The organism is Frankia sp. CeTa3Moorea, from assembly GCF_978021225.1.
The window spans coordinates 1-11073 of sequence record NZ_CDXDOR010000157.1; the positions used below are offsets into that span (position 1 = coordinate 1).

Sequence of the window (11073 nt, forward strand, 5' to 3'; positions counted from 1 at the left end):
AGGACGGGGGCATCGGGGCGGGAGCGTCGTGGCGAGGGGCGTCGTGGCGAGGGGCGTCGTGGCGAGAGACGTCAGGCAGGCGACGGGTGGGGCGTGGCAGGGCGGGCGAGCGGGCGAGCAGGACGACCCCGCCCACGACCAGCAGGGCCGCCACCGTGACACCCGTGATAACCCCGGGGGTGTCCGGGGCGGGTACCCCGAAGACGAGCACGGCGAGGGCGTAGGAGACCGTCGGATTGGTGATGTTCATGGCGGTGACGGTCGGTGCGAGCGGACCCACGGCGAACGCCATCTGCCCGAGTACGAGGCTGGCTATCGTGACTCCGCCCAGGGCGTAGGCGAACCAGTGGGTCGCGGTGGTACCGATCCCCTCGTTCAGGGTCTCGTCGGTGGCCTGCTTCATCAGCAGGGCGCTCAGCGCGAAGAACAGCCCGGCGCCGACTCCGAGCATCGCCGCACGCATCGCTGGTCGCCGGCCGCGGGAGAACACCGTCAGTGTCGCCGCGAGGGCAATGATCGCGAGGATGGTCAGCACCAGCCGGTATTCGTCCAGGGGCGCATGGGCGGGGAGGCGTCCCTGGACCGTGAGGAGCAGCGCGAGGCCTACGCAGATCGATGCCGCCGCCCACCATGCTCCCCGCGCCATCCGCAGATGGGTGCGGGCCAGGCCCAGCGGGAGCGCGAACAGTAACTGGGTGACCATGAGGGGCTGCACCTCGGCGAGGGAACCAAGGTGCAGGGCGAGCGCCTGGGTGAAGAACCCGGCGACGTTCGTCAGCCAGCCCAGCAGCCACATAGGCTCGCGTGCCAGGTCGACCAGATGCCCCATCCCGGGCAGCGCGTGCGCCCGGTCGTCACGGGCGGCGAACCGGCTGCGTCCGGCGGCGCGTTGTTGCAGAGCCGCGGACGACGCGAGCAGGAACGCGGCGCACAGGGCCAGCGGGATGAAGAGCAACACGGATCGTTCGGTCCGTCAGGTGGAGCCGGCCTGCGGGGCGGCTGCCGGCGGGCGGCCGGACGCGCTGACGGGATGGCGGCCGCCCTGCGCGGGCGTACTCATCGGGCTGGGTGCCTCGCCGGGGAGCGTCGGAGACAGCAGAGACAGCAGAGACAGCGGGACCGCCGGGACCCGGTGTACGCCGCCGAGCGGCCGGTCGAGCCGCCGTGGTGCATTGCCTGGACCGCGCATGTTGGACACGATGGCCGTAATGTACCGGCCCGGGGAACCGGATGTGGTGTATCCCGGCTGGTGGGCGCCGGTGTGATCCGAGCGGGAACGTCCTGCTCGCTGGGCCTCGGCGTAGCTGTCTCACACCCCCGGTCCACGGAAGCGGGATCGCTCCAGACCGACAGGAGCGCGGCCGGTCGGCCGACCGGCCGTAAGCGTTCTACGCCCACGGCGGCAGCGACACCACCGGCGCCGTGCGCGGCGTCGAGACGATTACCGCCAGGCTGAAGTAGAAACGCCTGCGCGAGTCGTTTTCGCCTGCCATGTGGAAAAGATTTCCGTCGGCGACCGGTAGGGTCCGACACGGGTCGGGTGGACGGCCGCCTGCTTGACGTGGCATGGCGGCGATGCAATTTTTTATGACGCCCGGAACCGAATGGGACCGGTGGGACCGGTGCCGTGCGTGTCGTCAATTTCCGCCCCGGGCACGCGGTTTTCTTTCCGCTGCCCGACCCGATTCGGAGGTGCGCTTGTGCGTCACTCTCTTCGTAGGCTCGCCGTGGGATCCTGCATTGCGAGCACCGTGCTGACCGGAACGTCGCAGATCTCGGCGACCGCGGCGACCGCGGCGACCGCGGGGCCGACGGCGTCGACGGGGCCGGTACCCGCGCCCGCCCCGGGTTCCGCGGTCGCCGCCGCGGCCGGCGCGGATGGCCTGCGGGACAGGAGTTCCCCAGCCGGTACCACGAAATCCGCGCGGGTGTGTTATTTTGAGACCAGGGGCGACTACGTACACGTCTCCAGTTCCGCTCACGAGGCGTCCGGACACGGCTGGTGGGTCAACATCGACTGCGACGTCACCAGGGCGGTCGTCACCGTCCAACCGCAGGAGTACTACAGCGACGGCACGTGGCGGAACGTCGGCACGGTGGGCCGGTCGACGGTGAAGTCCGGCGGTGGCGCCGGGAACCGGGCGACCGGGCGGGGCCACTGCAGGAGTAGCAGGCTGACGGGGTGGCGTAGCGTCATCGACGTGGATCTGGTCGGCGTGCCCGACGACCCGAACAAACTCGTCACGAAGGGTCGGAACATCAGGTGCCGGCGGTAGTACACGAGGGTGACGCGGCCGGGCCCGCCGGCACCCTGTTCGTCTCCCTGTACAGCGAGCTGGCGGTGCACCCGTGAGCGGGATCCCTTCGTCGCATCCTCACGCCTCCGGCGGCCTGTGGGGGATGAACGACGCTGGGCAGGACCGGCCGGCCGTCGCCGGGGCGTCGCCGTCCCGTGCCGCCTACGGACACCCGCCGTGGGAAGTCTGTTGCAGGACGCCGGCTGGTTCGCCGACTGCGTCCCGCGGCACAGCACACGGGTGCGGGTGACGGTGGACGGTGGGCAGGACCCGGCCATCCGTTCCGCCGCCCCCGCGATGCTTGACTGGCTGCGTAAACTCGACCAGCACGTCTTCTCGGATGACTCGTTCTCCCCGGCGAACGACGACCATCCGGTGCTGGAATCCGCCGTCGTCGACGAACTGTGGCAGGGACCTGCTCGGACCGGGTTACCTTCCAGGGAGCCCTCGCCGAGTGGACGTTGGGCGCGTTGGGCTGGCTGGCCGCCTTGCTCGCCGAGGCGAGTGCCCGGCACGGGGCCGGCACCCCGCTACTGATGACCGCCACCCGATCGACGAGTCGAACGGGTTGAACTCCCTGGCCGGGGTGACCGCTATCCGGCGCGCCGATATCGTCCGGGTATGGCCATCGCCGTGCAGTTTATCGTCGCTATAGTGCTGGAGATCACTGGAACGCTGGCGCTCCGGGAGACCAGCGGGTTCACTCGACTCTGGCCGACCCTGATGGTCTGTTTCTGCTATCCACTGTCATTTTTTTTCGTGTCTCGAGTATTGCAGCATCTGGAGATCGGTTTCACTTACGCGGTGTGGTCCGCGGCCGGCACCGCGGCCATGGCCGTCATTGGCGCGGCCGTCTTCGGCGAGTCGATGAACGCGGTGAAGATCGCCTCGCTGATCCTCGTCATCGTCGGCGTGGTCGGTCTCCAGTTCGGCGGTGCCCACCGCTGACCGGCTGGTAGCGGGTTCTCCGGTTGGTCAAAGCGCAGGTAGTTATACTAAGAACCGCCATCGCGTTCCGGTGTCGGTTGTGCCTCTGTCTGAGCTGCTGGTGAGGCCGGTGCGGTGGGACGGGGTGCGCGGCGACAGGCCGAAGGGGGGGGACGGTGAAGGTCGTCTCGGTGGTGAATTACAAGGGCGGCGTCGGGAAAACCACCCTGACGGCCAACATCGGAGCCGAGATCGCTCGGCGCGGCAAGCGGGTCCTACTCGTGGATCTTGATCCGCAGGCGAGTCTGACGCTTTCGTTCTATCGCCCCGAGCAGTGGCGCGAGTACCTTCAGCCGCACCGTACGATCAAGCACTGGTTCCAGTCGTGGCGGCCGCGAGGGAAACTCCGGGACCCGTTGGAACTGGTGGACACCCCCGCGAAGGCCAACTTTTACATCGGGGCCAACGGACGCCTCGACATCATCGCGTCTGATCTGACACTGAGCGACGTTGAGGAAGATCTGGTGGTTGCCGCGCACCGGGAGATCGGTGCCCGGAGCAGCAAAGACTTACTGCGCGTGTTCGGGCGGCTGCGTGACGCGTTAACACAGATCCCGTCCGGCGACTACGAGCTCGTTTTGATCGACTGCCCACCGAGCTTTGGCATGCTGACTCGCTCGGCCATCGTCGCGAGCCAGTTCGTGGTGATCCCGGCGAAGCCGGACGAGCTTTCAACCGTGGCGATCGAACATTTTATGGACCGCTTTGATCACTTCAAGGGAGCCTACAACGGGACAGCGGAGCGAGTTCGTTCGCTGGGACCTCAGGACCGCGTTTCCGCTGTCATCCTCGGTATCGTCTTCACGATGGTCCGCTACCAGGGTAAAGGGCCGATCCTGGCCGAACAGAACTTCATCGACAGGCCCCGCGCCGGGGTACCTGCATTTGGTACCCTGATTCGGGAGAACCACAGATTCTATGCGGATGCGGCCGGAGAGAGTCTACCCCTGGTGTTGTCCGACCGCGCTCCCGAAAAAAACGTTGCGGAGATGCGTGCCCTGGTGACCGAGATAGTCCGCAGGATCGGAGAGTCCAACCGTGTCTGACTTCGCGGCTGGCCTCGCCAGCCTGGTGCTTGAACAGGTGGCGCGACTTGTCGGGCGGCTGGAACCGGCGCAGATACGTGATCTGACGGAGGGGCGGGCTCAGCTGGCCGTAATCCGTGCCTCTGGCGTAGCGGTCCAGCCGGCCGGCGTGCCGGGCGGCGCCGATGAGCTCTCGGTCGCCCCGGTGGCCGGGCCGGCCGAGGCGTTTGAGCGTCCACGTCGGCGCTCGCCCGGTGCCGACGTGGACGTGGAGGCCACGCGGACCGCCATCATGGCGATGTCCAGTCGAGACGAGGCGGCCAGGTATGTGGCGGCGATCGGGACCGTGGCCGCGTTGCGGGGCTTGGCTGGCGGGCTCGGCGTGCGGCTCGCGTCGAAGGAGCGCAAGGCCGACATCATCCGCAAGATCGTCGATTCCACGCTCGGGGTGGAGCTCACTGCCCGGGCGATGCGAGAGAGGGATACCGCGGAATGACACAGATCGGCGCGGCGGCTCCGAGCCCGCCGACGGTACAATCGCTGCGCGGATTGTTCGAAAGCTTCGAAGCATATCGCACTCCGTCGGATGACGACTTCAGCTCCGTGTTCGCGTCCGGCCTCGTGGTGCCGGACGCGAACACGCTGATTAATCTCTATCGGTACAGCTCCGAGGCACGTGACAGCCTCCTGGCGGTGCTGGCCAATCTCGGTGACCGTCTCTGGGTCCCCTATCAGGTAAAAGCCGAGTTCTGGTCGGTGCGCGACGGCGTGTTGCGCGATCCCCGGGGTACGTCGGCGCTTACCGCCGATCTGGACAAACTGCGAGCCCGGGCCGAGCAGCTGCTCAGCGAATGGGCGAAGGGCAGATCGCTCTCTCCCCAGGAGACGGAGGAGCTGCGCACCGACATAGACGCTGGATTCGACGGGGCGATAGAGCGCGTCGCGGAGTTCGATGCGGATGGTGTGCGTTACCTGGAGGACTCCGCGAGCGACCCGGTCGTGATCGCCCTCGGCCGCATCCTTGCCGGGAAGGTGGCGGAGGAGCCGGCCCCGGACGTGCTGGCGAAGCGTATCGCCGAGGGCCACCAGCGTGTTCGGGACGAGGTTCCGCCCGGCTATAAGGACAAGGGTAAGCCAGGAGACGCCCCGGTGGGGGACTACCTTGTCTGGTGCGAACTCTTGGACGAGGCGAAGACGCGCGGTTGTGACGCCCTCTTCGTGACCAGCGACGTCAAGGAGGACTGGTGGCGCCGGGTACGGGAGGCACCCCGAGGGCCGCGGCCGGAACTGGTGCGCGAGATGAGGGCGGTCACGGGCCGCATGCTTTTCATGGTGCAGCCCGACGCTCTGCTCGAACGGGCGCGGACGCTCCTTGATGTCGTCGTCTCCGAGTCGTCCCTGGAGAACGTCGAACGGGTCCAGCAGATCGAGGCACGGCTGGTCGGCGACGGCTGGACCGCCAATGCGGTGGCAGCCGTACTGGATAGGCTGTCCGGCGAGGCCCCGGTGCAGGCGAGAGTAGTGCGGCGGGCCGCCGAGCTGGGTGGATTCATCAGCCGTGCAGATGTCTACCGAATAGCGGAGTACGACGCGGAACGCAGCCTCCGTGGGTTTACCCGGCCGGTGCGACGTATCGTCCAGGTGTTCCAGGACCGGGGCCTGATTCCCGACGGAGTCGACGATCTCCTCGAGACCAGCTACGACGAGGAGACCGTCGGGCTCGCGACCGGCTTCACCGTCCCAAGGTCTGTTCTGCCGTTCGTACTCGAATGGGCGAACCCGGACGACTCGGAGGACTGAGGCGCTCCTGCTCCTCGTTGCCCTGCGAAGCGCGAGCCCGCGCATCGTCGGGGCTGTGGTCGCGTCGCGCGATCCAAAATTCTAGCATGGCCACGATGCAGACGTGCTGGTTGTGACAGCACCGCCGTTCCGGCGAGCTTGTCAAGAGCCTAGGCCGGCGAGGTCTCGGCGCGGTTCGCGAAGGCCTGCTCGCGGGGCCACACGACGACTGCTGCCCGGTGGTACCAGCGGTCGAGCGTGTTGCCCCAGTTGCCCATGTAGCCCTCGTACTCCGAGGAGTAGGGCTCGAGGTCGTCGGATCCGGTGGATGCGCACACCTCGTCCTCGCTCACGTCCAGCGAGACCTCTTCCAGCCGGGTGCCCTCCGGGCCGGTCCAGTGCGTGAGCGTGACCTCGGAGACAAGCAGCTCCTCGACCTGGTACTCGACGTCGTCCTCGCCCGAGTCGTCGTAGTCGTCCTCGTCGTAGTCGTCCTCGTCGTCCTCGTCGTAGTCGTCCCAGTACCGTCCTCCTCGGTGCCCGAGGTCTTCATTCACCTCGTAGGCGTTGTGCGTCGTCTTGACATCGGCGAGCGCGAGCACGGTTTCGTACCCCGCCCGTTCGGCCGCGGCCCGCAGCAGGGACACGCGAGCGGCGTCGGCGCCCTTCAGCCCACTCCAGCCCAGCGCGCGCGGGGTGTACTCGTGGTCGAGGAGGTAGACGAGCCGGTTCGGTGGGTCGGCCGCGCCTCTGCCGTAGCGGCTGGCCACGGGCGTGCCGAAGTGCTCGCGAAGGAAGCCGGCCAGCTCGGCGGTTGCTCCCTCGTCGCCCTCCGGCAGGGCGGTGTCCCCGCGCAGCAGGAGGTTGTAGGTGAGCGCGATCCGGTACCCCGACCGCACCGCGGCGACCTCGTGCCGGCAGTCGGCGTAAAAGGCGACCAGCGACAGGTCCGTCTTCGAGCCCCGGTAGGCCATCTTCTCGTCGAGGTGGCGCACCACGAGCTCGCCGCCGGTGTGGCTGGAGGGTAGTACCACCACCAGAGTGCCGATCATCGCGTAGTCCTTCTCGCTGTCCTGATGGGCGCGGAAGAACTGGCCCGGCTCGTACACCAGGAGCGCATGGAGGTCGGCCGTCAGCTCGGCGGCGATCGGCAGGCCCAGCTCGTCTTTTGCCGTCGTCAGAAGAACGTCGAGTGCCTTGTCGTCCCACTGGGCGTGGACGAGGTGCTTCGGGATCTCCCAGGTGTCGCGGACGCCCGGGTCGGTCAGCGTCTCCTCGCCGCGGCCGAACCGGGCGGGCTGGCCGAGGCCGAGCAGCTCGCGGGCCTGCTCGGGCCGGACTGGAAAGGCCACGGGCCCGACGCCCTCGACTTCGAGGCTCAGGTCATCCCTACTCGCTGTCAGTCCCACGCTGAACGTGGTCTCCGCGTCGCCGCGCAGCATCCTCGCCAGCCGGTCACGCGCCACGGTCGCCATTGCCCGTGCCCTCCAATATCCCCAGGAAGCGGTACCTCTCGCAGAAATCTAGAGGGCTGGGCGCACTCGACCGGTGTCGGTACCCAGTCGTCGCAGCCGTCGATCGTGCACCCCCACTGGAGGAGTATCGTACGGCGGTTGGCGACGCTCACGGCTATGGGATCAAACTAGTATCGTTCTCCTACGGAAGCTGTTGTCGATCAAGTAGGTCGGATCGTGCTGCCCAAGTTCATCCGCGAGGCGCTGGGCCTGCTCCCGGGTACGAAGGTGGACATCTCGCCTTACGGCGCTGGTGTGCAGGTTGCGAACCAGACCTGTCGGACCCATCGGGCATCGTGGCGGTATGCCCACCTCCGCTCACGAGACGCCGCTCGAGCTGCTCCGGCTCGACTCGTCCCTGCCCGACTGGGTGCAGACCGAGCTCCTCGGCGACGACGCCCCCGCCTTCGACCACGCGCGCCTGTACGACCCCAACGTCCGCCCGCACACTTTCCAGGCCGACGCGATGGTCCTGTACTGCGACCCGGACGACAGGCCGGTGCGAGGCACCGTCTACGAGGTCCAGCGTGGCCGTGACCTCCGCAAGCTGGGGTCCTGGAAGCTCTATGTCGGGCACCTGGAGGCCGAGTTCCAGGTCAAGGCCTCGCTGGTGGTGTTCACCCCGGATCCGGCGGTCGCCCGCTGGTATCGCGACCAGATCGCCGGGGACACCCGCAGCGGCGTGCGGCTGTACCCCCGGTTCTTTACTGCTGCCGACGTGCCCCTGGTCGCTGACGCGGAGCTGGCGGCGGCCCGCCCGGCGCCGGTGCTGCTCGCGGCGATCTGCCACCTCGACGATGTCAAGATCGACGTGATGTTCCCGGCGCTGCTGGCGGCGCTGGACGTGTTGGAACCAGGCAAGAAGATCTTTTATGATGACGTGACAGTGGGTCGGTTGCCCGAGGCAGCCCGGGCCCGATGGGAGGCCTTCCTCATGACGACGATCCTCGGCCGGGCGTTACCACAACGAGCGCTACAACGAGATCGACGCCCGCGCTGAGGCCCGTGGCGAGGCTCTTGGCGAGGCCCGTGGCGAGGCGAGGTCGGTGCTGCTGGTGCTGGAGAGCCGCGGCGTGCCGGTGCCTGGCGCGGTCCGCGAGCGGATTCTCGCCTGCGTCGACACCGACCAGCTGGACCTGTGGCTTCGCCGCGCGGCCATCGCGGCCACCATCGACGACGTCACCCGGGACTGGCCGCACGGGGCCGATGCCAGGGTGGGGCCGATGCCAGGGTGGGGCCGATGCACGCGGCGAGGTCGACCGGCCGGTGCCGACACTTCGCCTGGTGAGGGACGGCTCGCGGCGGCGCCAGTGCGGCCCTGTGCGGCGAGCAGTTCCCGGATCCACTTGATCGCGTGGCGGCCGAGTTGTGGGGAGTAAGGCACGGTTCAGGGGCCGTAGACCGTGCTCAGGTCCCCCAAATTCACCGGCTGACGGATCGCCGCCACCTTGATGTGGCGATTTATCCTGTATCGTCCCCAATGGCGTCATGCGCGGGGTGCCCCGGGGGACCGGGGAGAATCGGGAAGCCGGTGAAGGTCCGGCACGGGCCCGCCGCGGTAACCGGGAAGTCGCCGTCCATGCGCGCCGCGCAGCCACTGGGTCCTCGGGCCTGGGAAGGCGGACGGCCGGCGTTGATCCGGAAGTCCGAAGACCGGCCCCGCATCGACGCCGCCCGTCGTCGTGCGGGCGGCCGGACAGCGGGAGCCTGCCATGCCTACCGACAGCTACCCTACCGACAGCTACCCCACGAACCTCCACCCCACGAACCTCCACCCCACGAACCTCCACGATGTCCTGCACCGGCGGCGCGACGTGCGCGGCCAGTTCACCGGCGGGCCGATCCCCGCCGACGTGCTCGACCGGGTGCTCGGGGCAGCACACGCCGCGCCGAGCGTCGGCCTCAGCCAGCCCTGGGACTTCATCCTCGTCACCGACGAGCGGTCCCGGCGGGACTTCCACACCCACGTGCGCCGCGAGCGCGCCGTCTTCGCCGCGACCCTGACCGGTGAGCGTGCCGCCCGGTTCGCCCGGATCAGGATCGACGGCATCCTGGAGTCGTCGTTGTCGCTGGTCGTGACCTACGATCCGCACCGCGGCGGGCCGGCGGTGCTGGGTCGGCACGCCATCGCCGACGCCGGCCTGTACTCGGTGTGCCTGGCGATCGAGAACCTGTGGCTCGCCGCGACCGCCGAGGGTCTCGGGGTGGGCTGGGTGTCGTTCTACCGGGAGCCGTTCGTTCGTGACCTGCTCGCCATCCCCGCCTACATCCGGCCTGTGGCGTGGCTCTGCCTCGGGCCGGTGACCCACCTCGAGCACGTTCCCGACCTCGAACGCCACGGCTGGGCCCGGCGGCGTCCCCTCGCCGACGCCGTCCACGCCGAGCGCTGGGGCGCGATGCCGTCCGGGGGCGCGATGCCGTCCGGGGGCGAGTGGCCGTCCGGGGACGGTGCTCCCGCTGATCCTGGAATCGACGGGCCAGCGGGTGTCTAACACTTGTTAGACTTGAGGCATGACTGTGGTGAGCCTGCGGGATCTCAGCCATGCCGTGGGTACCTGGGTTGACCGTGCGCACGCGGGAGAATCGATCATCATCACTCGCAACGGACGACCGTGGGCGAGGCTGGTGCCCGAACTGACGCAGACGGGCAGTGACTACCTGGACCAACTCGTTGCCGAGGGGCGCGTTACCCTCTCCACCGCGGGCCTGGCTGATCTCCCCGAACCGACGTCCACGGGCAGCTGGGACGGCCGTGACTCCGCGGACGTGGTGGCGGAGCTACGCGGGGAATCTTCTTGAATTATCTAGATTCCAGGGCATTGGTGAAGTTGACCCATCCGGAGAGTGAGACGCGTGCGCTGCGCTCCTGGCTTGCCGTGCGGCCAGGCGTCGCGGTGTCGTCTGCGCTTGCGATGCTCGAAGTGACCCGAGCGTTGCGCTGCAGCGACCCCGCCGCTCTTCCCCGTATCCCTGACGTCCTGTCGCGGATCACGCTCGTGCCCATCGACCAGCCGATCATGGTCTCCGCCGCGGCCTTGACGGATCCGTTGCTGCGTTCGCTGGATGCCCTGCATCTCGCGACGGCGCTCCGGCTCGATGCGCCGTCATTGGTCTTCGTCAGCTACGACAAGCGCCTGTCGACCGCCGCCGCCCAGGAAGGCCTGACCGTTGCTGTGCCCGCCTGAGGCGGGGACCGGGCTCGCTACCCATCGGAGCCTGGGGGTGCGGACCGGGACGTCGTGCGTCAGGAGCAGCGCGACGGTCACCAGGGTCCGCCGCCGCGGCGTCAGCTCGGCGTAGGCCTCGCCGCCGGGGGGGAGCGGATCCACCGCCGTGCGCGGGCCCGTTCACGGATTCGGCCCGGCGGTCGAGAGCGCGCCGTGCAGGAACAGGTCCACCAGTTCCCCGGTGGTCAGCAGCTCGGGGGCGTCTGCCCGGCCGGCAGGGCCGATGCTGGGGCTGGGGCTGGGG

General features: G+C 68.6%; 13 protein-coding genes, 1 pseudogene and 1 riboswitch. Of the genes and pseudogenes, 12 read left to right on the forward strand and 2 right to left on the reverse strand.

What is annotated here, in order from left to right; translation table 11 throughout:
* On the reverse strand, positions 1-958 hold a 958-nt coding region (locus AC08OV_RS20515), incomplete at its 3' end, for a DMT family transporter (RefSeq protein WP_476620134.1).
* A gap of 769 nt (positions 959-1727) precedes the next feature.
* Here AC08OV_RS20515 and AC08OV_RS20520 point away from each other — a divergent pair.
* From AC08OV_RS20520 to AC08OV_RS20545, 6 genes are all read left to right on the forward strand, one after another.
* Complete coding sequence (locus AC08OV_RS20520) at positions 1728-2276, forward strand: hypothetical protein (RefSeq protein ID WP_476614910.1); 549 nt, start codon at positions 1728-1730, stop codon at positions 2274-2276.
* A gap of 198 nt (positions 2277-2474) precedes the next feature.
* Positions 2475-2834 (forward strand): hypothetical protein, encoded by a 360-nt coding sequence (locus AC08OV_RS20525; protein WP_476614911.1) that lies wholly within the window; start codon positions 2475-2477, stop codon positions 2832-2834.
* Positions 2835-2918: 84 nt separating this feature from the next.
* Positions 2919-3245, forward strand: a complete 327-nt coding sequence (locus tag AC08OV_RS20530; RefSeq protein ID WP_476614912.1) for a DMT family transporter — start codon at positions 2919-2921, stop codon at positions 3243-3245.
* A 155-nt stretch (positions 3246-3400) separates the two neighbouring features.
* Complete coding sequence (locus tag AC08OV_RS20535; RefSeq protein WP_476614913.1) at positions 3401-4330, forward strand: ParA family protein; 930 nt, start codon at positions 3401-3403, stop codon at positions 4328-4330.
* A complete protein-coding gene (locus tag AC08OV_RS20540; RefSeq protein ID WP_476614914.1) occupies positions 4323-4805 on the forward strand; it encodes a hypothetical protein in 483 nt (160 codons plus the stop codon). Before AC08OV_RS20535 ends, AC08OV_RS20540 begins: the two co-directional genes overlap by 8 nt.
* Before the next feature lie 107 nt (positions 4806-4912).
* Positions 4913-6109 (forward strand): PIN-like domain-containing protein, encoded by a 1197-nt coding sequence (locus AC08OV_RS20545; protein WP_476614915.1) that lies wholly within the window; start codon positions 4913-4915, stop codon positions 6107-6109.
* A 149-nt stretch (positions 6110-6258) separates the two neighbouring features.
* Here AC08OV_RS20545 and AC08OV_RS20550 read toward each other — a convergent pair whose 3' ends face one another.
* Positions 6259-7563 carry a 2OG-Fe(II) oxygenase gene (locus AC08OV_RS20550; RefSeq protein WP_476614916.1) on the reverse strand — a complete coding sequence of 435 codons (1305 nt, stop codon included), beginning with the start codon at positions 7561-7563 and terminating at the stop codon, positions 6259-6261.
* 204 nt (positions 7564-7767) lie between these two features.
* Between AC08OV_RS20550 and AC08OV_RS20555 the strand changes: the two are divergent.
* The 6 genes and pseudogenes from AC08OV_RS20555 to AC08OV_RS20580 all read left to right on the forward strand — a co-directional run.
* Positions 7768-7839 (forward strand): annotated as a pseudogene (locus tag AC08OV_RS20555) (AbrB/MazE/SpoVT family DNA-binding domain-containing protein); the annotation flags it as partial.
* Between the two features lie 67 nt (positions 7840-7906).
* Positions 7907-8602: a hypothetical protein gene (locus tag AC08OV_RS20560; RefSeq protein WP_476614917.1), complete on the forward strand. Its 696-nt coding sequence runs from the start codon at positions 7907-7909 to the stop codon at positions 8600-8602.
* Positions 8603-8648: 46 nt separating this feature from the next.
* Positions 8649-8981 (forward strand): hypothetical protein, encoded by a 333-nt coding sequence (locus AC08OV_RS20565; RefSeq protein ID WP_476620135.1) that lies wholly within the window; start codon positions 8649-8651, stop codon positions 8979-8981.
* Positions 8982-9080: 99 nt separating this feature from the next.
* Positions 9081-9278: riboswitch (cobalamin riboswitch) on the forward strand.
* A 36-nt stretch (positions 9279-9314) separates the two neighbouring features.
* Positions 9315-10094 (forward strand): 5,6-dimethylbenzimidazole synthase, encoded by a 780-nt coding sequence (bluB, locus tag AC08OV_RS20570; protein ID WP_476620136.1) that lies wholly within the window; start codon positions 9315-9317, stop codon positions 10092-10094.
* A 19-nt stretch (positions 10095-10113) separates the two neighbouring features.
* Positions 10114-10401, forward strand: coding sequence for a type II toxin-antitoxin system Phd/YefM family antitoxin (locus tag AC08OV_RS20575; RefSeq protein WP_476620137.1), 288 nt, complete (start codon positions 10114-10116; stop codon positions 10399-10401).
* Complete coding sequence (locus AC08OV_RS20580; protein WP_476620138.1) at positions 10398-10787, forward strand: type II toxin-antitoxin system VapC family toxin; 390 nt, start codon at positions 10398-10400, stop codon at positions 10785-10787. The genes AC08OV_RS20575 and AC08OV_RS20580 overlap by 4 nt, the downstream gene beginning before the upstream one ends.
* The last annotated feature ends 286 nt before the right edge of the window (positions 10788-11073 follow it).

Coding starts and splice junctions, on each gene's coding strand:
- AC08OV_RS20530 (WP_476614912.1), top strand. CDS start 2,919: ATGGCCATCGCCGTGCAGTTTATCGTCGCTATAGTGCTGGAGATCACT.
- AC08OV_RS20550 (WP_476614916.1), bottom strand. CDS start 7,563: ATGGCGACCGTGGCGCGTGACCGGCTGGCGAGGATGCTGCGCGGCGAC.
- AC08OV_RS20560 (WP_476614917.1), top strand. CDS start 7,907: ATGCCCACCTCCGCTCACGAGACGCCGCTCGAGCTGCTCCGGCTCGAC.
- bluB (WP_476620136.1), top strand. CDS start 9,315: ATGCCTACCGACAGCTACCCTACCGACAGCTACCCCACGAACCTCCAC.
- AC08OV_RS20575 (WP_476620137.1), top strand. CDS start 10,114: ATGACTGTGGTGAGCCTGCGGGATCTCAGCCATGCCGTGGGTACCTGG.